The sequence below is a fragment of the Nocardia sp. NPDC058480 genome (assembly GCF_042720495.1).
GTDB lineage: Bacteria > Actinomycetota > Actinomycetes > Mycobacteriales > Mycobacteriaceae > Nocardia.
Genome location: NZ_JBHXMN010000002.1, coordinates 523,342 through 546,766 on the forward strand (window position 1 = coordinate 523,342; position 23,425 = coordinate 546,766).

23 protein-coding genes are annotated in these 23,425 nt (G+C 68.0%); 18 read left to right on the forward strand and 5 right to left on the reverse strand.

Features of this window, described 5'->3' with window-relative positions; translation table 11 throughout:
- Positions 1–5: 5 nt before the first annotated feature.
- The 3 genes from ACFWO8_RS08000 to ACFWO8_RS08010 form a co-directional block, all read right to left on the reverse strand.
- Positions 6–434 (reverse strand): DUF6463 family protein, encoded by a 429-nt coding sequence (locus ACFWO8_RS08000; RefSeq protein WP_378945546.1) that lies wholly within the window; start codon positions 432–434, stop codon positions 6–8.
- A 130-nt stretch (positions 435–564) separates the two neighbouring features.
- Positions 565–855: a hypothetical protein gene (locus ACFWO8_RS08005; protein ID WP_378929126.1), complete on the reverse strand. Its 291-nt coding sequence runs from the start codon at positions 853–855 to the stop codon at positions 565–567.
- 274 nt (positions 856–1,129) lie between these two features.
- Positions 1,130–1,687 carry a TetR/AcrR family transcriptional regulator gene (locus ACFWO8_RS08010; protein ID WP_378945551.1) on the reverse strand — a complete coding sequence of 186 codons (558 nt, stop codon included), beginning with the start codon at positions 1,685–1,687 and terminating at the stop codon, positions 1,130–1,132.
- 99 nt (positions 1,688–1,786) lie between these two features.
- On the opposite strand from ACFWO8_RS08010, the gene ACFWO8_RS08015 reads away from it, so the two are divergent.
- The 8 genes from ACFWO8_RS08015 (at position 1,787) to pyrF (ending at position 11,813) form a co-directional block, all read left to right on the forward strand.
- Positions 1,787–2,638 carry an SAM-dependent methyltransferase gene (locus ACFWO8_RS08015; protein ID WP_378945554.1) on the forward strand — a complete coding sequence of 284 codons (852 nt, stop codon included), beginning with the start codon at positions 1,787–1,789 and terminating at the stop codon, positions 2,636–2,638.
- Between the two features lie 416 nt (positions 2,639–3,054).
- Positions 3,055–3,657, forward strand: a complete 603-nt coding sequence (gene pyrR / locus ACFWO8_RS08020) for a bifunctional pyr operon transcriptional regulator/uracil phosphoribosyltransferase PyrR (protein ID WP_378945558.1) — start codon at positions 3,055–3,057, stop codon at positions 3,655–3,657.
- A 76-nt stretch (positions 3,658–3,733) separates the two neighbouring features.
- Positions 3,734–4,687: an aspartate carbamoyltransferase catalytic subunit gene (locus ACFWO8_RS08025; RefSeq protein ID WP_378945561.1), complete on the forward strand. Its 954-nt coding sequence runs from the start codon at positions 3,734–3,736 to the stop codon at positions 4,685–4,687.
- Positions 4,684–5,982: a dihydroorotase gene (locus tag ACFWO8_RS08030; RefSeq protein WP_378945566.1), complete on the forward strand. Its 1,299-nt coding sequence runs from the start codon at positions 4,684–4,686 to the stop codon at positions 5,980–5,982. Before ACFWO8_RS08025 ends, ACFWO8_RS08030 begins: the two co-directional genes overlap by 4 nt.
- Positions 5,983–5,994: 12 nt before the next feature.
- Complete coding sequence (locus ACFWO8_RS08035) at positions 5,995–6,510, forward strand: transporter (RefSeq protein WP_378945569.1); 516 nt, start codon at positions 5,995–5,997, stop codon at positions 6,508–6,510.
- Positions 6,507–7,622, forward strand: coding sequence for a glutamine-hydrolyzing carbamoyl-phosphate synthase small subunit (carA, locus tag ACFWO8_RS08040; RefSeq protein ID WP_378945572.1), 1,116 nt, complete (start codon positions 6,507–6,509; stop codon positions 7,620–7,622). The genes ACFWO8_RS08035 and carA overlap by 4 nt, the downstream gene beginning before the upstream one ends.
- Positions 7,622–10,984, forward strand: a complete 3,363-nt coding sequence (gene carB, locus ACFWO8_RS08045; RefSeq protein ID WP_378945577.1) for a carbamoyl-phosphate synthase large subunit — start codon at positions 7,622–7,624, stop codon at positions 10,982–10,984. The genes carA and carB overlap by 1 nt, the downstream gene beginning before the upstream one ends.
- 1 nt (position 10,985) lies before the next feature.
- Positions 10,986–11,813, forward strand: coding sequence for an orotidine-5'-phosphate decarboxylase (gene pyrF, locus ACFWO8_RS08050; protein ID WP_378946244.1), 828 nt, complete (start codon positions 10,986–10,988; stop codon positions 11,811–11,813).
- A gap of 168 nt (positions 11,814–11,981) precedes the next feature.
- On the opposite strand, the gene ACFWO8_RS08055 is transcribed toward pyrF, so the two are convergent.
- Positions 11,982–13,085 carry a serine hydrolase domain-containing protein gene (locus tag ACFWO8_RS08055; protein WP_378945580.1) on the reverse strand — a complete coding sequence of 368 codons (1,104 nt, stop codon included), beginning with the start codon at positions 13,083–13,085 and terminating at the stop codon, positions 11,982–11,984.
- Between the two features lie 155 nt (positions 13,086–13,240).
- Here ACFWO8_RS08055 and ACFWO8_RS08060 point away from each other — a divergent pair, with 155 nt between their 5' ends.
- The 3 genes from ACFWO8_RS08060 to ACFWO8_RS08070 all read left to right on the forward strand — a co-directional run bounded on the left by ACFWO8_RS08060 (position 13,241) and on the right by ACFWO8_RS08070 (position 15,865).
- Positions 13,241–13,891 carry a DedA family protein gene (locus tag ACFWO8_RS08060; protein WP_378945583.1) on the forward strand — a complete coding sequence of 217 codons (651 nt, stop codon included), beginning with the start codon at positions 13,241–13,243 and terminating at the stop codon, positions 13,889–13,891.
- 118 nt (positions 13,892–14,009) lie between these two features.
- Positions 14,010–15,218, forward strand: a complete 1,209-nt coding sequence (locus ACFWO8_RS08065; RefSeq protein WP_378945589.1) for a histidine kinase — start codon at positions 14,010–14,012, stop codon at positions 15,216–15,218.
- Positions 15,209–15,865 (forward strand): response regulator, encoded by a 657-nt coding sequence (locus ACFWO8_RS08070; protein ID WP_378945594.1) that lies wholly within the window; start codon positions 15,209–15,211, stop codon positions 15,863–15,865. Before ACFWO8_RS08065 ends, ACFWO8_RS08070 begins: the two co-directional genes overlap by 10 nt.
- A gap of 4 nt (positions 15,866–15,869) precedes the next feature.
- On the opposite strand, the gene ACFWO8_RS08075 is transcribed toward ACFWO8_RS08070, so the two are convergent.
- A complete protein-coding gene (locus ACFWO8_RS08075) occupies positions 15,870–16,214 on the reverse strand; it encodes a DUF6463 family protein (RefSeq protein WP_378945597.1) in 345 nt (114 codons plus the stop codon).
- A 30-nt stretch (positions 16,215–16,244) separates the two neighbouring features.
- Between ACFWO8_RS08075 and ACFWO8_RS08080 the strand changes: the two genes are divergently transcribed.
- The 7 genes from ACFWO8_RS08080 (at position 16,245) to ACFWO8_RS08110 (ending at position 23,414) form a co-directional block, all read left to right on the forward strand.
- Entirely contained in the window at positions 16,245–16,835 is a 591-nt protein-coding gene (locus ACFWO8_RS08080; protein WP_378945600.1) for a TetR/AcrR family transcriptional regulator, read from the forward strand.
- 348 nt (positions 16,836–17,183) lie between these two features.
- Positions 17,184–17,504: an integration host factor, actinobacterial type gene (mihF, locus tag ACFWO8_RS08085; protein WP_056815410.1), complete on the forward strand. Its 321-nt coding sequence runs from the start codon at positions 17,184–17,186 to the stop codon at positions 17,502–17,504.
- A 6-nt stretch (positions 17,505–17,510) separates the two neighbouring features.
- Positions 17,511–18,095 carry a guanylate kinase gene (gmk, locus tag ACFWO8_RS08090; protein WP_056810544.1) on the forward strand — a complete coding sequence of 195 codons (585 nt, stop codon included), beginning with the start codon at positions 17,511–17,513 and terminating at the stop codon, positions 18,093–18,095.
- Between the two features lie 27 nt (positions 18,096–18,122).
- On the forward strand, positions 18,123–18,401 hold the full coding sequence (gene rpoZ, locus ACFWO8_RS08095; RefSeq protein ID WP_378945604.1) for a DNA-directed RNA polymerase subunit omega: 279 nt from the start codon (positions 18,123–18,125) through the stop codon (positions 18,399–18,401).
- Positions 18,402–18,430: 29 nt separating this feature from the next.
- Positions 18,431–19,648: a bifunctional phosphopantothenoylcysteine decarboxylase/phosphopantothenate--cysteine ligase CoaBC gene (coaBC, locus tag ACFWO8_RS08100; protein ID WP_378945610.1), complete on the forward strand. Its 1,218-nt coding sequence runs from the start codon at positions 18,431–18,433 to the stop codon at positions 19,646–19,648.
- A gap of 215 nt (positions 19,649–19,863) precedes the next feature.
- On the forward strand, positions 19,864–21,075 hold the full coding sequence (metK, locus tag ACFWO8_RS08105; RefSeq protein WP_378945615.1) for a methionine adenosyltransferase: 1,212 nt from the start codon (positions 19,864–19,866) through the stop codon (positions 21,073–21,075).
- Between the two features lie 14 nt (positions 21,076–21,089).
- Complete coding sequence (locus ACFWO8_RS08110; RefSeq protein ID WP_378945618.1) at positions 21,090–23,414, forward strand: primosomal protein N'; 2,325 nt, start codon at positions 21,090–21,092, stop codon at positions 23,412–23,414.
- The last annotated feature ends 11 nt before the right edge of the window (positions 23,415–23,425 follow it).

The window sequence follows — 23,425 nt, forward strand, 5'->3', positions numbered from 1 at the left end:
CCCGATCATGCTCGAGATGCCATGTCTGGCACCGATGCTCCGACCGATGTAGCGGCGCTGCGGATTCCGCGCAGCAGCATCACGGCGGCGACCACCACGATCGGTCCCGGGGTCGGCTCGACGATGACGGCACAGAGCACGCCCCAGCCGAGCACCATCCAGGCGAGGAAAACAGGCGGAACGATCCCGTTCCGGTCCATCCAGACAACGAGCAATCCGACGATGAACAGTGGCCAGCCGAAACCGGCGGGGTTCGCCCAGAAAGCGTTGGCTGCACCGGTGTCCTCCCACCAATGCCCCCACAGGTCCAACGACAGCCACTCATCGAAATAGGACCAGCTGGCCAGCATCCCGAGCGTGAGATGCCCGATGCCGATGATCGCGATGACCCGCCCGGCCCACTTGATCGTCCGATTCACACTCGGCTGTTCCATGGCTGACTCCCAACCTCTATACGTAACCGTACAAATCTGAGCGTATCGACACTTATACGGATACGTATAGAGGGTGGGATATGGCATGCGGCACACGGGGAATGCTGACCTCGGGGGCGAATGAGCGAGGTCAGTTGCCCTGGGCCAGGTAGTTGTAGATTTCGTGGATTTCGATGGTGGGTTGGTTAGGCATGCCGACTTCCATGCCGATGGGGCCGAGGGTGGTTTCGGCGAAGCTCTGGAATTGCTCGGGGGATTCCCAGACGTCGGTGACGTGGAATCCGTTGTCGGTCTTTCTGACCAGGTGGAACAGCAGGCCGGGGCCGCCCGAGCCGCCGTGCACGAAGCCCATCTTCGCCAGGGCCTGGTCGTACTGTTCGAGGGTCGAGCCGGGGAAGTCGAGTTCGACGGCAACCGTCATGACGGTCATCTCCTTGCGCGGTCGAGCAGGAGTGGAGTGACTGGGGCCCGGCCCAGCGAACGGCGGGTCGCGTTCGAACACCGTGACCCGGCGCTCCGATCGGATCACGATCGCTCTGGGCGGCGGTACGAACTCACCGTCGCGATGTGGTGCGCATCACAGTCTAGTCCGTGGGGTCATAGGCCGACAAGCGACCTTGTAGCCCTCCGGACGGCAGCCCGTTGTCGCCCAGGCCATTCCGATACCGGAGTCTGCGGGTGCATTTCCGACTCGCCTAGTGGATCCTGGCGAGGATATCGATCGCGATATCCGTTGCGGCGGTGTGCATCTGATCATCGGTCAGGTCGAGGTCGCCCATCATCGACAGGCTCCAGCTGATCGCGAGCAGTGCTTGCCGGGCGTGGTAGATGTCCAGCGGGGTGGCGGCGGGCTCGGTCATGAGGTCGGCGAGAACGCGGAATTGGTAGCGCAGGCCCGCGCCGAAACCGAGGTCACGGAATGCGGGCTGGTTCTCGTGCCAGAACCGCACCATGTCACGGCCGAGGCTGTGGAGCAGCGCGCTGTAGCGGCGCAGGATCTGCTCGGCGCGCTCGTGCCCGGGCGGGGTTTGTCCGGCCCAGGTGACGATGTCGTCGATGCCACGGCGCAGATCGTCGGACAGGCTGACGACGATGTCTTCCTTCGTCCGGAAGTGGTAGTACAGCGCGGCTTTGGTGACACCGAGCCGCTCGGCGATCTCGCGCAGCGACGTCTTCTCGTAGCCGCGCTCGGAGAACAGTTCCATCGCCACCGTGCGGATGCGTTCCCTGGTGTCGCTACGACGTCCGTCCACGGGGCTTTCCTTTGCTTGACGACCGGCTAGGGCGAGCCTACCGTCGGACCATGACCGAAATCACTAGCCGGTCGGCAAGTTAGTTTGGAGGAGGGGTAGATGACGCAGGTGAACGTACCCACCGCGGGGGTGGCACTGACCGCGATCGGGGTCGCGCTGATTCGCGAGCAGGAGTCGCGCAGGCAGGATCGGCTCTACGATGACCCACTCGCGTCGGCGTTCGTCGACGCCGCGCGCCGCGATTTCGTCCGCACCGCGAACGGCACAGCGCGGTGGGAGCGAGTGGAGGCGGTGGCCGAACAGTTCTTCGCGGGCCGATCCGTCGGCGTTCGGTTGGTCGACGACCAGGTGGCCGCGGCCGTCGCCGCCGGCTGCCGCCAGATCGTCCTGCTCGGCGCGGGGCTGGATACCCGCGCCTACCGGATGGGCCTGCCCGCCGACGTCACCGTCTACGAACTCGACCTGCCCGAGCTGTTCGCCTTCAAGGAACCGGTGCTGCGCGCCGCGGGCGCCACACCGACGGCGCAACGGCACGTCCTGCCGATCGACCTGCGAACAGCCTGGGCCGTCCCGTTGCGCGAGCGCGGATTTCGCCCCGACCAGCCGACGCACTGGATCGACGAGGGCGCGCTCGCGTACCTCCCGCCCGAAGATCACCGCGATACCGTGGCGGCACTGACGGCGCTGTCCGCGCCCGGGAGCCGATTCGGCCTCAGCCGGTTCGCGGTCGATCCCGACGCCGCGCCGTACGCCGAACTGCGCCGGCTCGTCTCCGGTGACGACGATGCGCAGGCTCCGCCGCTGGATGCCGGACGCCCTGCCGAACACTGGCTCGTAGCGCACGGTTGGCGCACCGAGTTCCGCGCCTGGGACGACATGATCGTTGCCCTCGGTCGAGACGTGGCGGTGAACGACCCGGCGGTCGGCGTCGTACTCGCCGAGCGGGTGTGATCGAAGGCGAACCATTCGCGCCGGGCTGCGGCAGTTATCAAAGCCGTCCCGACGACGTGAAGGCGATCACGGACCGGTTCGCGCCGGGCGGTCACAGCGGCGCTACGTGGCGGTGAAACACGCGCGCTCACTGCACTTTCGGCGCGCATGTGATCACCGACACGGCAGCGGTCGCCTCTCGGCGGTCCGTGGTCGCGCTCACAGGCGGGCCTACCTGGTCAAAGGCCCCCCGTGGCGCTGATAGGCTGACGGGCGAGTTAGGCATCCTTTAACGGACCGTCCGGTGAGGCGGGGAAGGAGGTCGGCATGGCTGTGCCCGAACGGGTGGCCAGAACCGGCGTGAGCGAGCGTGCGAGCGAACCAGCAATACAGCGCGCATCGCGCACCTGTCCGCCGAGCGCCAGCGAGGTGGACAGGTGAGCGAAACATCGCAGCGGCACACCCCGGAGTGGGTGGCAGCCGGTCGCGAGTTGCTGTCGCCATCGGATGTGACCAGGACCGTAGCGCGGATCGCGCATCAGATCATCGAGAAGACCGCTTTGGATTCCGGCGACGCCGACGCACCGCGGGTGGTTCTCATGGGTATCCCCACCCGCGGCACCACGCTGGCGAACCGGCTCGCGGACAAGATCGAGGAATTCTCCGGTGTGCGCCCCGCGCTCGGCTCCCTCGACATCACGCTGTACCGCGACGACCTGCGCAGTCGCCCGCACCGCCCGCTCGAGCGCACCTCGGTCCCCGACGGCGGCATCGAGAACTCCCTGGTCGTCCTCGTCGACGACGTGCTGTTCTCAGGTCGCACCGTCCGCTCCGCCCTCGACGGCCTGCGTGACCTCGGTCGCCCCCGCGCCGTGCAGCTGGCGGTCCTCATCGACCGCGGCCACCGCGAGCTGCCGATCCGCGCCGACTACGTGGGCAAGAACGTGCCCACCTCCCGCGCCGAGGACATCTCGGTGCTGATGGTCGAGCACGACGGTCATGACGGCGTGTATCTGCATCAGGAAGGTCAAGAGCAGTGAGGGCGCGAAGCGACCGAACCATGAACACAGCCACCCAGTGGGTCACGCCGGAGCCGAGCGTCAGCGAGGTGGAAGCGTGAAGCACCTTCTGACGGTCGCCGACCTGGATCGCGGCACCGCCACCGAACTCCTCGACGAAGCCGAACGCTTCGAACAGGCCCTGCTCGGCCGCGAGGTGAAGAAGCTGCCGACCCTGCGCGGCCGCACTGTGATGACGGTGTTCTACGAGAACTCCACCCGCACCCGCGTGTCCTTCGAGGTCGCGGGCAAGTGGATGAGCGCCGATGTGATCAACGTGAGCGCGTCGAGTTCCTCTGTCTCCAAAGGTGAATCGCTGCGCGATACCGCGCTCACCCTGCACGCGGCAGGTGCCGACGCGCTGATCGTGCGCCACCCGGCCTCGGGCGCCGCGCACCAGATCGCGCGCTGGATGGAGCAGTGGGCCCGCGAGGAGAACCGTGCCGCCCCGTCGATCATCAACGCGGGCGACGGTACCCACCAGCACCCCACCCAGGCTCTGCTCGACGCACTCACCCTGCGTCAGCGTCTCGGCGATATCGAGGGCAAGCGGATCGTGCTGGTCGGCGACATCCTGCACAGCCGGGTCGCCCGCTCCAACGTCTCGCTGCTCAACACCCTCGGCGCCGAAGTGGTTCTGGTCGCGCCGCGCACCCTGCTGCCGGTCGGCGTGGAGGCCTGGCCCGCCCGGATCTCGTCCTCCCTCGACGCGGAACTGCCCGGTGCCGACGCGGTGATGATGCTGCGGGTGCAGGCCGAGCGGATGAACGGCGGGTTCTTCCCGTCGGCCCGCGAATATTCGATCAACTACGGACTGTCCGAGCGCAGGCTCGCGCTGCTCGACGACGACGCCGTCGTCCTGCACCCCGGCCCGATGCTGCGCGGTATGGAAATCGCCTCGGCGGTCGCGGATTCGCCGAAATCGGCTGTGTTGCAGCAGGTCTCGAACGGAGTGCATATGCGGATGGCCGTGTTGTTCCGGCTGCTCGTCGGCCAGGAGGAAACGGTATGAGTGAGCTGCTGATCAAGAACGTCAAGCCCTACGGCGAAGGCGACCCCGTCGACGTGCTGGTGCGCGACACCATCATCGCCGACATCGGTACGGGCATCACGGCGTCCGAAGGCGCCGAGGTGATCGAGGGCAACGGCCAGATCCTGCTGCCCGGCTTCGTCGACCTGCACACGCACCTGCGTGAACCCGGCCGCGAAGACACCGAGACCATCGAAACCGGTTCCGCCGCAGCCGCATTGGGCGGCTACACCGCGGTATTCGCGATGGCCAACACCAGTCCGGTCGCCGACTCGGTGGTCATCACCGACCACGTGTGGCGTCGCGGCCAGGAAGTCGGCCTCGTCGACGTGTTCCCGGTCGGTGCCGTCACGGTCGGCCTGCAGGGCAAGCAGCTCGCCGAGATGGGCACCATGGCCGCCGGTATCGGGCAGGTCAGAATGTTCTCCGACGACGGCTACTGCGTCGACGACCCGCTGATCATGCGCCGCGCCCTCGAATACGCGAACTCGCTCGGCGTTCTCATCGCCCAGCACGCCGAGGAGCCGCGCCTGACCAAGGGCGCCATCGCGCACGAGGGCCCCAATGCCGCGCGCCTGGGACTGCACGGCTGGCCCCGCGCCGCCGAGGAGTCGATCGTCGCCCGCGACGCGCTGCTCGCTCGCGATGCGAACGCCCGCGTGCACATCTGCCACGCGTCCACCGCGGGCACCGTCGAGCTGGTGAAATGGGCGAAGTCCCAAGGCATCTCGATCACCGCCGAGGTCACCCCGCACCACCTGCTGCTCGACGACTCGCGTCTGGAGACCTACGACGCGGTCAACAAGGTGAATCCGCCGCTGCGCGAATCCGCCGACGTGGCCGCCCTGCGCCAGGCACTGGCCGACGGCATCATCGACTGCGTCGCCACCGACCACGCCCCGCACGCCGAACAGGACAAGTGCTGCGAATTCGCGGCCGCCCGCCCCGGCATGCTCGGCCTCGAGACGGCGCTGTCGATCATCGTGCAGACGATGGTGGCTCCCGGCCTGCTCGACTGGCGCGGCGTCGCGAAGGTGATGAGCGAGAAGCCCGCCGCGATCGTCGGACTCGACGACCACGGCCGCCCGATCGCGGTCGGCGAGCCCGCCAACCTCACGCTGATCGACCCCGACGCCGAGTGGACGGTGCGCGGCGCCGAACTGGCGAGCATCTCGAACAACACACCGTTCGAGGACATGACGTTCCCGGCCGAGGTCACAGCCACCGTGCTGCGCGGCCGGGTAACTGCCCGTGAGGGCAAGGCGGTCGGGATCTAGGGAGGCCAGGACGTGGAAAGAACGCTGTGGGTAGTCGGGCTGCTGGCATTTTTCTTTGTGTGCCTATGGCTGATGTACCGGGCATGGCAGAAGAAGGCCACGCGACAGCAGGCACGCATCGGTGAACTGCCGACGGTGCCGGCCGAACTGGGCGCACAACTACTGGAACCGACCACCGGCATGTACCTGGGCAGCACCATCGCGCCCAGCTGGCAGGACCGGATCGCGGTCGGTGACCTGGGATTCCGGGCGACCGCCGAACTGACGCGGTTCGAACGCGGAATTCTGCTCGAACGCGACGGTGCCACGGTGATCTGGATTCCGCAGGAATCGGTGACAGCCGTGCGTACCGAGCGCGGACACGCGGGCAAAGTGATGACAGAGAATGGTGTGCTGGTAATTCGCTGGACACTGCCGACGGGAACCGAGATCGATACCGGTTTCCGCGGTGACGACAAGACGGTGTACCCGGCATGGACGGCCGGGACAGCGGATTCCACCAGGGTGACGACGGGAGACGATGAATGAGTGCAGTAAAGGCAGCCTTGGTGCTCGAGGACGGCCGCGTATTCCGCGGAACCGCCTTCGGCGCCGAGGGTCAGACACTCGGTGAGGCCGTGTTCTGCACGGCGATGACCGGGTACCAGGAAACCCTGACCGACCCCAGCTACGCCCGCCAGATCGTGGTGGCCACGGCCCCGCAGATCGGCAACACCGGCTGGAACGACGAGGACGACGAGTCCGCCAAGATCTGGGTCGCCGGTTACGCCGTGCGCGACCCCTCGCGAGTCTCCTCCAACTGGCGCGCCACCGGCACGCTGACCGACGAACTCGACCGCCAGGACGTGGTCGGCATCGCGGGCATCGACACCCGCGCGGTGGTCCGCCACCTGCGCAGCCGCGGTTCGATGAAGGCAGGCATCTTCTCCGGTGCCGCGCTGGCCAACGACGAGGAGCTCCTCGCGCGGGTCAACGGCCAGGCCTCGATGCTGGGCGCCGACCTCGCCGAAGAGGTGAGCACCGACGCGATGTACACGATCGAACCGGTCGGTGACCACAAGTTCACCGTCGTCGCGGTCGACCTGGGCATCAAGACCAACACCCCGCGCATGTTCGCCGAGCGCGGCGTGCGCACCCACGTGGTGCCGTCGAACACCTCCCTCGACGACATCCTCGCGCTGAACCCCAACGGTGTGTTCCTGTCGAACGGCCCCGGCGACCCGGCCACCCAGGTCGGCGCGATCGCACTCACCCAGGGTGTCCTGGAACGCGGGATCCCGCTGTTCGGCATCTGCTTCGGCAACCAGATCCTGGGCCGGGCACTGGGTCGCAGCACCTACAAGATGAAGTTCGGCCACCGCGGCATCAACATCCCGGTGATCGAAGAGGGGACAGGCCGCGTCTCCATCACGGCCCAGAACCACGGCTTCGCCCTCGAAGGCGAGCGCGGCGAGGTGTTCGACACCCCGTTCGGCAAGGCCGAGGTCTCCCACATCTGCGCCAATGACGGCACCGTCGAAGGGGTCCGGCTGATCGACGGCCGCGCCTTCTCGGTGCAGTACCACCCCGAGGCCGCCGCAGGCCCGCACGACGCCGCATACCTGTTCGACCGTTTCGCCGGTCTCATGGAAGGAGCCTGATGCCTCGCCGCGAGGATCTGAAGCACATCCTGGTGATCGGCTCTGGCCCGATCGTGATCGGCCAGGCGTGCGAATTCGACTACTCAGGCACCCAGGCTTGCCGGGTGCTGCGGTCCGAAGGACTGCGCGTTTCGCTGGTGAACTCCAACCCGGCGACCATCATGACCGACCCGGAATTCGCCGACGCCACCTACGTCGAGCCGATCACCCCGGAGTTCGTCGAGAAGGTCATCGAGAAGGAACGCCCCGATGCCATCCTGGCCACCCTCGGTGGGCAGACCGCGCTCAACACCGCCGTCGCCCTGCACGAGAACGGTGTACTGCAGAAGTACAACGTGGAGCTGATCGGCGCCGACTTCGACGCCATCCAGCGCGGTGAGGACCGGCAGAAGTTCAAGGACATCGTCGCCAAGGTCGGCGGTGAGAGTGCCCGCAGCAACGTCTGTTACACCATGGACGAGGTGCGCGCGACCGTCGCCGAACTCGGCTACCCGGTGGTCGTTCGGCCCTCCTTCACCATGGGCGGCCTCGGCTCGGGCATGGCCTACAACGAGGCCGACCTCGACCGCATCGCCGGTGGTGGCCTGGCCGCATCGCCGACCGCGAACGTCCTGATCGAGGAGTCCATCCTCGGTTGGAAGGAGTTCGAACTCGAGCTCATGCGCGACCGCAACGACAATGTGGTCATCGTCTGCTCGATCGAGAACGTCGACCCGATGGGTGTGCACACCGGTGACTCGGTCACCGTCGCCCCCGCGATGACCCTCACCGACCGCGAATACCAGAAGATGCGCGATCTCGGCATCGCGATCCTGCGCGAGGTCGGCGTCGACACCGGCGGCTGCAACATCCAGTTCGCGGTGGACCCGGCCGACGGTCGCCTGATCGTCATCGAGATGAACCCCCGCGTCTCGCGCTCCTCGGCGCTGGCGTCGAAGGCCACCGGGTTCCCGATCGCCAAGATCGCCGCCAAGCTGGCCATCGGCTACACCCTCGACGAGATCGTCAACGACATCACCGGCGAGACCCCGGCGAGCTTCGAGCCGACGCTGGACTACGTCGTCGTGAAGGCGCCGCGGTTCGCATTCGAGAAGTTCCCCGGCGCCGATGCCACGCTGACCACCACCATGAAGTCGGTGGGCGAGGCGATGTCGATGGGCCGCAACTTCTCCGAGGCTCTCGGCAAGGTGCTGCGCTCGCTCGAGACCAAAGCCACGAGCTTCTGGACCACCGACGACGGCCAATGGGCGGCGACGGATCCGAGCGATCCGGCCTCGGTGCGCGAGGCCATCGAAGCCATCCTCGCCGACCTGCGCGTGCCGACCGAAGGCCGCATCTACCAGGTCGAGCGGGCGCTGCGCTTCGGCGCGAGCGTCGCAGAGGTCGCGCTGGCCTCCGGCGTGGACCCGTGGTTCGTGGCCGAGGTGCTCGCCCTGGTCGAGCTGCGTCAGGAGGTTCTCGACGCGCCCGTGCTCGACGAGGATCTGCTGCGTCGTGCCAAGCACTACGGCCTGTCCGACCGTCAGCTCGCCGCGCTGCGGCCCGAGCTGGCCGGTGAGTCGGGTGTGCGGTCGCTGCGTCACCGTCTCGCGGTGCGCCCGGTCTACAAGACCGTCGACACCTGCGCCGCGGAGTTCGAGGCCAAGACGCCGTACCACTACAGCACCTACGAGCTCGATCCCGGCGCGGAGTCCGAGGTCGCGCCGCAGCGTGAGCGTGAGAAGGTCATCATCCTGGGTTCGGGCCCGAACCGCATCGGTCAGGGCATCGAGTTCGACTACTCGTGTGTGCACGCGGCACAGACCCTGTCGGCCGCCGGGTACGAGACCGTCATGGTCAACTGCAACCCCGAGACCGTCTCCACCGACTACGACACCGCCGATCGCCTCTACTTCGAGCCGCTCACCTTCGAGGACGTCCTCGAGGTGTACCACTCCGAAGCCGAGTCGGGCACCGTCGCCGGAGTGATCGTGCAGCTCGGCGGGCAGACCCCGCTGAGTCTGGCGCAGCGGCTCACCGACGCCGGCGTGCCGGTGGTCGGTACCTCCGCGGCCGCGATCGACCTGGCCGAGGACCGTGGCGAATTCGGTGACGTGCTCGTCGCCGCCGGACTGCCCGCGCCCAAGTACGGCACCGCCACGAACGTGGCGCAGGCGAAGAAGATCGCCAACGAGATCGGTTATCCCGTCCTGGTCCGCCCGTCCTACGTGCTGGGCGGGCGCGGCATGGAGATCGTCTACGACGAGACCTCGCTCGAGGGCTACATCTCCCGCGCGACCGAGCTCAGCCCCGATCACCCGGTGCTGGTCGACCGCTTCCTGGAAGACGCCATCGAGATCGACGTCGACGCACTGTGCGACGGCGACGAGGTCTACCTCGGCGGCGTGATGGAGCACATCGAGGAAGCCGGTATCCACTCCGGTGACTCCGCCTGCGCGCTGCCCCCGATCACGTTGGGCCGCAGCGACATCGAGGCCGTGCGCCGCTCCACCATCGCGCTGGCCAAGGGCATCGGCGTCAAGGGTCTGCTCAATGTGCAGTACGCCCTCAAGGACGACGTGCTCTACGTCCTGGAAGCCAATCCCCGGGCGAGCCGGACGGTTCCGTTCGTCTCGAAGGCCACCGCCGTGCCGCTGGCCAAGGCCTGCGCGCGCGTCATGCTCGGCGCCACCATCGCCGACCTGCGCGCCGAAGGCATGCTGCCGCCCGAGGGCGACGGCGGCCACGTGCCGCTCGACGCGCCGGTCGCGGTGAAGGAAGCCGTGCTGCCCTTCCACCGGTTCCGTCGCGCCGACGGCTCCGGCGTGGACTCGCTGCTCTCCCCGGAGATGAAGTCCACCGGCGAGGTCATGGGCATCGACGCCGACTTCGGTACCGCGTTCGCCAAGAGCCAGGCCGCCGCCTACGGCTCGCTGCCGACCGAGGGCACCGTGTTCGTCTCGATCGCCAACCGCGACAAGCGCGCCATGGTGTTCCCGATCAAGCGCCTGCACGACCTGGGCTTCCGGATCCTCGCCACCGAGGGCACCGCGGAAACCCTGCGCCGCAACGGCATTCCGTGCGAGCAGGTGCGCAAGCACTCCGACCCGGAAGCCACCGATCCGGCCACCGGCATGCCGGAAGCCTCGATCGTGGAGCAGATCCGCGACGGCGAGATCGACATCGTGTTCAACACCCCCTACGGCAACTCGGGTCCCCGCGTGGACGGCTACGAGATCCGCACCGCCGCGGTGGGCGCGAACATCCCGTGCATCACCACCGTTCAGGGCGCGGCGGCGGCGGTGCAGGGCATCGAGGCCGGCATCAACGGTGGTATCGGGGTGCGCTCGCTGCAGGAACTGCACTCGAAACTGCGTGGCTGACATGACATTCGGTCACCGGTTGCAGCAGGCCATGCGGCAGTTCGGACCCGTGTGCGTCGGCATCGACCCCCACCCCGCCTTGCTGCGGGCGTGGGGGCTCACCGAAGACGTCGACGGGCTCGAGGCTTTCGCCGAGATCTGTGTCGAGGCCTTCGACGGTCGGGTCGCGCTGGTGAAGCCGCAGGTCGCGTTCTTCGAGACCTACGGTTCCGGTGGCATCGCGGTGCTCGAGCGCACCATCTCGGTGCTGCGGGCCTCGGGCACCCTGGTGCTGGCCGATGCCAAGCGTGGCGACATCGGCTCCACGATGGACGCTTATGCGAACGCCTGGCTCGGCGACGGACCCCTGGGTTCGGACGCGGTGACGGTGTCGCCGTATCTCGGTTTCGGGTCCCTCGACCCGGCGCTGAGCCTGGCGCAGGCCAATCACCGTGGCGTGTTCGTGCTCGCGGCGACCTCGAATCCCGAAGGGGCGCAACTGCAACGGATCACCGCCGCGGACGGTCGCACGATCGCGCAGACGATGGTCGACGAGGCCGCGGCCCGCAACGCCGGGTCCGGTTTCGGTTTCGGCTCCGTCGGTGTGGTTGTCGGTGCGACGCTTACCGAGGCACCCGACCTGTCGGCCCTCAACGGCCCGATTCTGATGCCCGGTGTGGGCGCGCAAGGCGGGGGAGCGGACTCCATCCGCGCCCTGGTCTCGGAGGCGAACCTGGCTGCTGTCGTGCCCAACGTGTCCCGCGAGGTTCTCAACGCGGGCCCGTCGGTGACGGCGCTGTGTGACAAGACGGCTCAGCTGCAAGAGGAGTTCGCCTTCCTGCAGGGCTGACGTGACGAGAGGGGCCGGGGCAGCTACGCGCTGCCCCGGCCTCGTCGTTCGGTCACCCCCGGTGTCGGGAGAGACAGTACGTGCCGTGGGCATCGTGGGTGGAATTCGGGGCGGGCGAGTCGTTTGTCGCGCACCGACATTGTTGAACCTGTCCGTGGCGGACGGCGTTCAAGCGAGGCAGTAGGTCGCCGTGACCGTGGCGAACATCGACAGCGCGTCCGACGAGGCCGCGGAGCCGACCACCATCGTCAGCGACCGGCCGTCGGCCGACCGGAACGCGTAGGTGACGTAGCCGAGCAGTTCGCCGCCGTGTCCCCACAGGTCGCCACCACACGGTGGTTCGAAACGCTGCAGGCCGAGCCCGTAGTGGAAACCCATGCCCATCGGTACCGTCTCACGCATCCGGTCCAGCGAGTCGGGGCTCATCAGACGCCCACCGAGCAGTGCCGCGAAGAAGGCGTCGAGATCGGCTGTGGTGGAGATCATTTCGCCTGCGGCCCAGTCCAGTGAGGGGTTCATCTCGGTCACGTCCACCCGGCCGGCACCGTCGATGTCACGGTGTGCGGTGAGGGCGGGCGCGGGGACGCGGCGGTCGTCGCCGGGCACGGTGGTGGCGGTCAACCTCAATGGTGTGAGAACACGGTCGCGGATCTCGTCGCCATAGCGGTGCCCGGTCACGTGCTCGATCAGCAGGCCGAGGGCGATGTAGTTGGTGTTCGAGTACCGGAAGCGGGCGCCCGGTGCGAAATAAGGGTCGTGGCGCACCGCGGTGGCGAGCAGATCACGCGGTGCGTGAGCACGGAACCGGTCATCGCCGCGCCAGCGGTTCGTCGACATGCCCGGCTCTTTCATGTAGTCGTAGAGCCCGCTGGTGTGATTCATCAACTGCCGCACCGTGATCCGCTCTCCGCCGGGAATCGGCTCTGGCAGCTGCGTGGCGATCGAACCGTCCAGCGTGACCCTGCCCTCATCGACGAGTTGCAGCACGACGGTGGCGACGAAGGTCTTGGTGATGCTGCCGATCCGGAACCTGCTGTGCGGTCCCGGCGTGCTCGCCTGCCCCGCCGCGCTGCCTTCGTACTGCCATTCGCGCTGCCGCTCGCCGTCGGAGACTCGTAACACCACATCGGTGTCGTTCCAGCGCGCGGCGGCCTCGACCGTATCCCCGACAACCCGCCACCGTGCCGTCACGAGGACCAGAGCGGCCATCAGCGTGGCCACCAGCACGGTGCCCACAACGACCGCAGAGGCCCGAAACAGTTTCTGTCGCATACCTTTCGACGCTAGGGACGCGTCCGGCCCGCAGCGATGGTGTACGCCCCGCGAGAGGGGTGCGGAAAACCCCACCCCCGAGCTGAGGTCGCACCTTGTAGACCGGGTGGTTGACGCTACTGATCGCGGGGTCCCGGCTACCTAGCGTCGAAAGCATGGATACGACAGGGAATTCGACCGAACTGACCGGCATCGCGGGGTGGGCGGTACAGCTGATGGAACAGCTCGGTGGCTTCGGCGCCGGCCTCGCGATCGCACTCGAGAACCTCTTCCCCCCACTGCCCAGCGAGGTGATCCTGCCCCTGGCCGGCTTCACCGCCAGTCGCGGCCGGTTCGGCCTGGCCGAGGTCCTGCTGTGGACCACCCTGGGCTCGGTGGTCGGCGCGCTCGCCCTCTACGCCCTCGGCGCCGCCCTCGGCCGCGACCGCCTGCGCCGCATCGTCGACCGGCTACCCCTGGTGAGACTGTCCGACCTGGACCGCACCGAGGACTGGTTCGCTCGCCACGGCGACAAGGCGGTCTTCTTCGGCCGGATGATCCCGATCTTCCGCAGCCTGATCTCCATCCCCGCCGGCGTCGAACGCATGCCACTCACCCGCTTCACGGTCCTGACCACGGCGGGCAGTCTGCTGTGGAACGCGGTCTTCGTCCTCGCGGGCTACTTCCTCGGTGAGAACTGGCACGTCGTCGAGACCTATGCCGGTGTGCTGCAGAAGCTGGTGATCGCCGCTGTTCTCGTGGCAGCGACGGTATTCCTCGCCCGCCGCCTGCGTCAGCGGCTGACACGGGAGAATGTCGGACGATGAGAACTACGCACACGCGACTGCCGCCGGTGCACGCGTGCCATCGCGTGCTGGTCACGCAGAATCTCTCGCCGCGGGCGGGCGCCGCCGCTGTGCGTGCCGCACGCCCTCGGCGAACACGATGGACAGCCGCACCTGCGATATCTGCGGCCGATCGATGAAGGGCTTCGCGGGCGATGTGGCTGTGGCACGGAAGAATCGGGTGGTGAGCCCGGCCTCGGTGCGATCGTCACGCTCGGCCGCCGCGATCGTCGGCTATCTGCTCGGCGTGGTCACCGTGCCGCTCGACCTGCTCGGTGTGCTCGCCGCGCCGATTTCGGCGGGCTTCACCGACCGGATCGCCCGCGTCGAACAGCAGCGCCTCATCCGGTTGCTCGGTGTGCGGTCGAGCGGTGTGCCCCGCGGGCCGCGGGCTGCGGGGTATCTGGCGGTCCGCGCGCTCGTCGGGGTGCTCGGTGCGCTGGTGCTGGCCCTGTCGGGGTTGGGGGTCGTCGTCGCGGTGGCCGTGGTCTACGGCGCGTCCACCGGAGCCGCGGTGCCGATCATCGACGCGACCGAACCCGGTCAGGTCACCTGGACGACAGTCGCCGTGCTGGCACTTCCCGGAGCGGTGCTCTGTTTCCTCGCCGTGCAGGGGTTGCTCGGGGTGGTGCGCGCCGAAGCCTGGTGCCTGCGCCGGAGTACGCGCCCAGGGCAGGACGAGCTGGCCCAGCGGGTCGCCCAGCTCACCACCACCCGCGCCGAGGTGGTCGAAGTGATCGATGACGAACGCCGCCGCATCGAACGCGACCTGCACGACGGTGTCCAGCAGCGGGTGGTCGCCCTGTCGATTCTGCTCGGCCGGATGGACCGGACGATCGATGAGAGCGCCCGCGGCGAATTACAGCAGCGTGCGATCTCCGAGACCGGGCACATCCTCGACGAACTGCGCGAAGTCTCCTGGCGGATCTACCCGGCCATGCTCGCCCGCGACGGTCTGCGCGCGGCCCTCGAGGCCCTCGCCGACCGCACACCGATTCCGACTCGGCTGACCGTCGATCTCGACGAACGCCCACCGCGCCCCGCCGAATCGGCCTGCTATTTCACCGCCAGCGAGGCGATCACCAACGCCATCAAGCACTCCGGGGCCACCACCATCGAGGTCGATGTCGAGCGCGACGGCCGGATACTGCGCCTGCGTGTGCGCGACGACGGAAAAGGCGGCGCCGACCCTTCCGGTCACGGCCTGACCGGCATCGCCACCCGCGTCACCGCATCGGACGGCACCATGACGGTGGACAGCCCGTCTGGTGGCCCGACGATCATCACTGTGGAGGTTCCGTGCGCATAACCCTGGCCGAGGATTCAGCGCTACTGCGCGAGAGCCTGGCTCAGCTCCTCACCGCCGAGGGCCACGAGATCGTCGACTCCGTCGGTACCGCCGTCGAACTGCTGGCCGCCGTGCGGATTCGTCCACCGGACTTGGTCATCGCTGACGTCCGGATGCCACCCGACCACGTCGACGAGGGGATCAGAGCGGCCCTGGAAATCCGCCACGATCAGCCGGGCATCGCCATCCTGGTGCTGTCGCAGTACGTCGAGCGCAGACACGCGGCGGAGTTCCTCACCGGCACCGGCGGCATCGGCTACCTGCTCAAGGACCGGGTCGCCGCGATCGGGGCGTTCCTCGATGCCGTCGACCGGGTGGGCGCGGGTGGTACCGCCTTCGACCCGGAAGTGGTCCGCCAGCTCCTTCTGCACAATCGCGCCGACTCGCCACTGCACCGACTCACCGAGCGCGAACGCGAGGTGCTCGAACTCATGGCGCAAGGTCTGAGCAACGCGGCGATCTGCGGGCAGCTCCACGTCACCCGCAGCGCCGTCGAAAAACACATCAACGCGATCTTCACCAAGCTGGACCTCCCGGTCGGCGAGGCACACAACCGGCGGGTTCTCGCCATCCTGCAGCACCTGCGGGCGGGCGCGGCGCAGGGGTGAGGGCTCAGGCCACGACCCGCTCGTTCCTGGCTCGCCACCAGCCGTACGCACCGATGCCGAGCGGTGCCAGCACCGTCAGGAACCCCGACAGCGGCATGAACGCCAGGCCGGACACCGTGACCGCGCCGAGCGCGAGCAGCACCGCGCCCGGCACGTACCCCAACGCGCGCTCCAGCGCGATCATCGCGATGCCGAAACCGATGCTGACCACGCCGAACTCGGTGAACCAGAAGGTGAGCTCGACATCGTGATCGGCGGCGAAGAACAACGCGATGCCGAGGCCGGTATGGGCGGTGCCGATGAAGGTGAGCAGCGCACCGGCAAGCGGGAATCTAGTTCTTGAATTCATATTCATAAACTGTGCCACTAGGCTGATCCGGTGGCAAGACCCCGCCTTTTCACCGACGATCAGGTGCTCGACGCGGCTCGCGACCTGCTCGCCGACCCGGCGATCACCCGCCCCGCCATCACGGCGATCGGCACTGCGGCAGGCGTGCACTCGGGGTCGATCTATGTGCGTTTCGCCTCACGTGACGAACTGCTCGCCCGCCTGTGGTTGCGGTCGATCCGCCGGTTCCACGAGGGCTTCATCACGGCACTGACCGGCCCCGCGCCGCTGCTGTCCGCCGCCACGTTCCTGCCGCGCTATTGCCGCGCGCACCCCACCGAGGCGCGGGCGATGAAGATGTTCCATCGCGACGAACTCCTCGAGGTGGGCGCCGAGGATCTGCGGTCCGCGATCGCCGGCGTCAACGACGGGATGAACGCCGCCCTGCGGACTGCCGTTGTGACCGAATTCGGGATCGCCGACGACCGATCGCTGGCCATCGCGGGCGCCGCCGTGAAGGCGATTCCGTACGGACTTGTCCGCGATTACGTCGCCCGCGCCACCCCGATTCCGGACTGGATCGACGAGGTCGTGGCGACCGCGTCGGGTGCGGTTCTCGACGAGTTTCGCGCCCGATCTTGACGACACGCTGTGCGAAATCGTGCGACACGCGGGCTTTTTCAGGAAACCCGCTGGTCGCGCGCCACCGGGTTTGCCAGGGCGGCACCAGGCCCTCACGCTACCTGGTGGCTATCATCGCCCATATCGGGATAACCGCAGGTGGGGATGCATTTCAGTGATTCGGCTGTACGATCGAGACGGTGGAATCAGCCGTCACCGCATCGGGTCCGCGCGCGCCATACGGCATTCGTAATCCTGCCCTGACCTGGGGGTCGGGTTCGCAATCGGCGCGCACCGTGGGTACGGTCGCACAGACCGTCCGGGTAACCGGCGGTAGATCTGGCAATGAACGATGAGACGGAGGAACCCGTGGCCCTTCCCCAGCTGACTGATGAGCAGCGCGCCGCTGCTCTGGAGAAGGCGGCTGCCGCTCGCCGCGCTCGGGCAGAGCTCAAGGAGCGCCTGAAGCGCGGTGGAACGAACCTGAAGCAGGTCCTCACCGATGCCGAGTCCGATGAGATTCTCGGCAAGATGAAGGTTTCTGCGCTGCTCGAGGCTCTGCCGAAGGTGGGCAAGGTCAAGGCGGCGGAGATCATGACCGAGCTGGAGATCGCGCCTACGCGTCGTCTCCGTGGTCTCGGTGCCCGGCAGCGCGCCGCGCTGCTCACCCGCTTCGACTTCGACGCCTAAAGTCTGGTGGACAAAAACACGCGGAAGGGCCGGCTGGTAGTACTGGTCGGCCCCTCGGCTGTGGGTAAATCCACGGTCGTGCGGTGCGTGCGGGAACGCCTGCCCGAATTGGTCTTCAGTGTGTCGGCCACGACGCGGGACCCACGTCCCGGCGAGGTCGACGGTCTCGATTACCGCTTCGTTTCCCGAGTCGAGTTCGACGCCATGATCGCGGCGGACGAATTGCTCGAATGGGCAGACATCCATGGGGGGTTGCAGCGATCGGGCACCCCCGCCGCCCCGGTGCGCGAAGCGCTGGCGAGCGGACTTTCAGTACTGATCGAAGTCGACCTGGCCGGTGCACGGTCGGTCCGGCAGGCGATGCCGGAAGCGCTGCTGGTGTTTCTCGCGCCGCCGAGCTGGGAAGAACTGGTCTCGCGGCTGCGTTCGCGCGGCACCGAGACGCCCGAGGTGATCGAGCGCAGGCTCGAGACGGCCCGGGTCGAATTGGCGGCCTGTGACGAGTTCGACACGGTCATCGTGAACAGCGAGGTAACGACCGCTTGTGAGCAGTTGGTATCGTTGTTCGTTAGCACAAATTCGAGTTCTTGACCCACTAACCCGCAGGAGTCACCCCTAGTGAGCACGGACATCACCGCAGTACCCGCGTACGACACTCCGATCGGCCTCACCAACCCCCCGATCGACGAGCTGCTCGACCGCACGTCCTCCAAGTACGCCCTGGTGATCTACGCGGCCAAGCGCGCCCGTCAGATCAACGATTACTACAACCAGCTCGGTGACGGCATCCTCGAGTACGTCGGCCCGCTCGTCGAGCCGGGTCTGCAGGAGAAGCCGCTGTCGGTCGCCATGCGCGAAATCCACTCCGACCTGCTCGAACACACCGAGGGCGAGTGACAATCTCTAGTCCGGAGGCGTAGAAGACCATGCGGATCGTCGTCGGGGTCGGCGGGGGCATCGCCGCCTACAAGGCGTGTGCCCTCGTTCGCCGTTTCACCGAGACCGGACACCAGGTGCGGGTTATTCCCACCGAGTCGGCTCTGCAGTTCGTCGGTAAGGCGACTTTCGAGGCGCTGTCCGGTCAGCCGGTGCACACCACGGTGTTCGCCGACGTGCCCGAGGTGCCGCATGTCCGGATCGGCCAGGAGGCCGATCTCGTGGTCATCGCCCCCGCCACCGCGGATCTGATGGCGCGCGCCGCACAGGGGCGCGCCGACGATCTGCTCACCGCCACCTTGCTGACGGCCCGATGTCCGGTGCTGTTCGCGCCCGCGATGCACACCGAGATGTGGGAGCATCCGGCGACGGTGGCCAATGTCGCGACCTTGCGCGCGCACGGCGCCAACGTGATGTCACCCGCCTCGGGTCGGCTCACCGGCACCGATACGGGTCCGGGACGGCTGCCCGAACCGGAGGAGATCTTCGGTCTGGCCTCGCTGCTGCTCGAACGTGCCGACGCGCTGCCTCGCGACCTGACCGGTCGCCGCGTGGTGATCACCGCCGGTGGTACGAGGGAACCCCTCGACCCGGTGCGCTTCCTCGGCAACCGCAGCTCCGGCAAGCAGGGCTACGCCCTGGCCAGGGTCGCCGCCCAGCGTGGCGCCCAGGTGACACTGATCGCGGGCAACACGATCGAGCTCGCACCGCCCGCCGCGGTCGAACTGGTCCACATCACCACCGCCGACCAGCTCAAGACCGCGGTCGACAAGCACGCGCTCGGCGCCGATGCGGTGATCATGGCGGCCGCGGTCGCCGATTTCCGTCCGACACACGTGGCGGCCGCGAAGATCAAGAAGGGCGCCGACGAACCCGACGTGATCCCGCTGACCAAGAACGAGGACATCCTCGCCGGCTTGGTCGACGCCCGCACCGAGGGACGGCTCGCCGGTACCGCGATCGTCGGTTTCGCCGCCGAGACCGGTGACGACAACGGCGACGTGCTCACCCACGCGCGCGCGAAACTGGCGCGCAAGGGCTGCGATCTGCTCGTGGTCAACGCGGTCGGCGAGGGCAAGGCGTTCGAGGTCGACACCAACGACGGCTGGTTGCTCGGCGCCGACGGCACCGAACAGGCCCTCGATCACGGGTCGAAGGCGCTGCTGGCCAGCCGGGTGCTCGACGCGCTGATCCCGTTGCTGCCCTGACCGGGGAGTTCGCGTCGATTTCGCGCCAAAAGAGTTGCGCGGCAACGTGGGTCGCGCAGTCTACCGTCCGCGCGGGTGTTCGCGGTGTGGCTTGATACTTACCCGCCACCATGTCGGTGGTTTGGAATAGTCTTGATGAGAAGGGTTGCGCGGTAGCACCGAGAAGTTACCGTCACAAGCCGAACGAGTTACCCGTTGAGGGAGAGGGAATAACTGTGCGTACGACAGGTAGTCGGCTATTCACCAGTGAGTCCGTGACCGAAGGTCATCCGGACAAGATCTGTGACGCGATCAGCGATTCCATCCTCGACGCATTGCTCGCGGAGGACCCGAGCAGCCGGGTCGCGGTGGAAACCATGGTCACCACCGGGCAGGTCCATGTCGCGGGCGAGGTCACCACCTCTGCCTACGCCGACATCCCGCGGATCGTGCGCGAGAAGGTCCTCGAGATCGGATACGACTCCTCCGCAAAGGGATTCGACGGCAACTCCTGCGGTGTCAACATCGCGATCGGTGCCCAGTCGCCCGATATCGCCCAGGGTGTCGACACCTCGCACGAGGCGCGCGTCGGCGGCTCCGACGATGCGATCGAGCGCCAGGGCGCCGGCGACCAGGGCCTGATGTTCGGCTACGCCACCATCGACACGCCCGAGCTGATGCCGCTGCCGATCGCGCTCGCGCACCGGCTCTCGCGCAAGCTCACCGAGGTCCGCAAGTCGGGCGTGCTGCCCTACCTGCGTCCCGACGGCAAGACCCAGGTCACCATCGAATACGACGGTGACCGGCCGGTCCGCCTGGACACGGTCGTCATCTCGACCCAGCACGCCGCCGATATCGACCTGGACAACCTGCTTGCCCCCGATATCCGCGAAAAGGTCGTCGACGCTGTCATCGGCGATCTGAACCTGCCCAGCCTCGACACCTCCGATATCCGTCTGCTGGTCAACCCCACCGGCAAGTTCGTCCTCGGTGGGCCGATGGGCGACGCCGGCCTGACCGGCCGCAAGATCATCGTCGACACCTACGGCGGCATGGCCCGCCACGGTGGCGGCGCGTTCTCCGGCAAGGATCCGTCGAAGGTCGACCGCTCGGCCGCCTACGCGATGCGCTGGGTCGCCAAGAACGTGGTGGCCGCGGGTCTGGCGGATCGCGTCGAGGTGCAGGTCGCGTACGCGATCGGCAAGTCGGCCCCCGTCGGTCTGTTCGTCGAGACCTTCGGCACCGAGAAGATCGACCCGACCAAGATCTCCGTCGCCATCTCCGAGGTCTTCGACCTGCGTCCGGGCGCGATCATCCGCGACCTGGACCTGCTGCGCCCGATCTACGCGCCGACCGCGGCCTACGGACACTTCGGCCGCACCGATGTCGACCTGCCCTGGGAGCACACGGACCGCGCCGACAAGCTGCGCGCGGCCGTCGGCCTGTAGTAGTCACGGACCGCGTGACAGCGGACGATTCATCGACAGCAGCGGGACACCCCATCGCGAGGGTGCTCCCGCTGTTGTCGCCTGCCCACCTGGACCGGGACTTCGATTACCTCGTCCCCGCTGAACTGGACGAGATCGCGCAGCCGGGCGTGCGCGTGCGCGTTCGGTTCGCCGGTCGCCTCGTCGACGGTTACCTCCTGGAGCGTCTCCCGCGCAGCGACCACAACGGCAAGATGCTGCCGCTGGAACGAGTCGTCTCCGCGGAACGTGTCCTCACCCCGGAAATTCTGCGACTGGCCACTGCTGTCGCCGCCCGTTACGCCGGGACTCGCGCGGATGTCCTTCGCCTGGCGATACCCCCGCGTCATGCCCGCACCGAAACCGGCGGTGCGAAGAAGGCCGATGTCGTGAAGAAGCCGGCGGGTTCGGCGACGCAGATTGTCGATACTACCGATGATTCGACGTTCGAGCCGGCAGGGTCACCCGCCGTCGATGAGCAAGGCACGGGCGACTCGGCGCCGGAAGGGGTTGAGGGTGAGCATGTTTCGCGCTCGACTGCGGTGGCCGACTCGACTGGTGAGGGTGCCTCGACTGGTGTGAACAGCTCCACCGGCGCGGACGGCTCGGCCTCGGCGGGTTCTGGCGACGTCGGCGATTCGACCACGGAGGTCGGCGGGGCAGCAGCGGGCGGGTCGGATTCGCCGTCCCCGGGGGTCGAGGTCGATCGCATGCCCAGTGTCGAGGTCGACGCGTCAGCGTGGGGTCGGTACGCGCACGGCATGGGCTTCGTCGGCGCACTGGCGCAGGGTAGGGGGGTGCGGGCGGCGTGGCAGGCCTTGCCGGGGGAGGACTGGGCGGCGCGGCTGGCGGAGCTGGCGGCGACCGTGGTGGCGGCCGGGCGCAGCGCGGTGTTGATGGTGCCGGATCAGCGGGACCTCGATCGATTGCTCGCCGAATGTGTTGCGCTGGTGGGGGATCAGGCTGTCGGGTTGTCTGCCGGGTTGGGGCCTGCGGCGCGGTATCGGCGGTGGTTGGCGGTATTGCGGGGGCAGGCTCGGATCGTGGTGGGAACTCGGGCGGCGGTGTTCGCGCCCGCACGGGATCTCGGGTTGATCGCGATGTGGGACGACGGCGACGACACCTACGCCGAGCCGCGGTCGCCGTATCCGCATGCTCGTGAGGTGGCGATGTTGCGGGCGCACGAGACGGGGGCCGCGTTCGTCGCCGCCGGGTTCGCGCGGACGGCCGAGATCCAGGCGGTCGTCGAATCCGGTTGGGCACGTGACCTTCTCGCGGAACGTCACGTGTTGCGAGAGGTGACGCCCAGGATCAGCGCGCCGGGCGACAGTGATTTCGCGCTGGAGCGGGATGCGCTGGCGCGGTCGGTGCGGATGCCCGGTGTGGCGTTCGCCGCGGCGCGGTCCGCGATCAAGGAGAACGTGGCGGTGCTGGTTCAGGTGCCGCGGCGCGGGTATGTCCCGTCGCTGGCCTGCGCGAAGTGCCGGACGCCCGCACGGTGCCGGCACTGCAACGGTCCGTTGGCGTTGCCGCACGCCACCCATGGTGAAGCGGCCAGTCCGCAGTGCAAGTGGTGTGGGATCACCGAGGCCGCGTTTCGCTGTCAGGCGTGTGGTGCGCGAGCGCTGCGCGCGACGGTGATCGGGGCGGCTCGGACCGCCGAGGAACTCGGGCGTGCGTTCTCGGGGGTGCCGATTCGGACCTCGGGAGGCGGGGAGGTACTCGACACTGTCGAACCCGGCGCCCAGGTGGTCGTCGCGACGGTGGGCGCCGAGCCTCTCGTTCCCGGCGGCTACGGGGTGGCGCTGTTGCTGGACGGATGGGCCCTGCTCGGCCGCGCGGACCTGCGCGCGGGCGAGGACACCCTGCGCCGCTGGATGGGTGCCGCCGCCCTGGTCCGCCCGCGCGGCCAGGTGATCGTGATGGCCGAGCCCTCCCTGCCGACCGTGCAGGCGCTGGTCCGCTGGGACCCGGTCAACCACGCCGCGGCCGAACTCGACGCCAGGGCCGAAGTCGGGTTTCCGCCCGCGATCCGGCTGGCGGCCGTCGACGGGACGACCGATTCGATCGCCGAACTACTCGAAGCCGCCGCTCTTCCTGACGGCACCGAGATCCTCGGCCCCGTCCCGTTGCCACCCACTGCGCGTAAACCGTTCTCGGGCACTGACTCTCCGGCCGAAGTCGAGCGGATGTTGTTGCGTGTCGCCCGGTCCGACGGTGCTCCGCTCGCCCGCGCGTTGACCGCCGCGCAGGCGGTGCGGAGCACGCATCGGTCCGATGCGCCGCTGCGGGTGCAGATAGACCCGGTCGATATCGGGTGATCGGCCTGCTC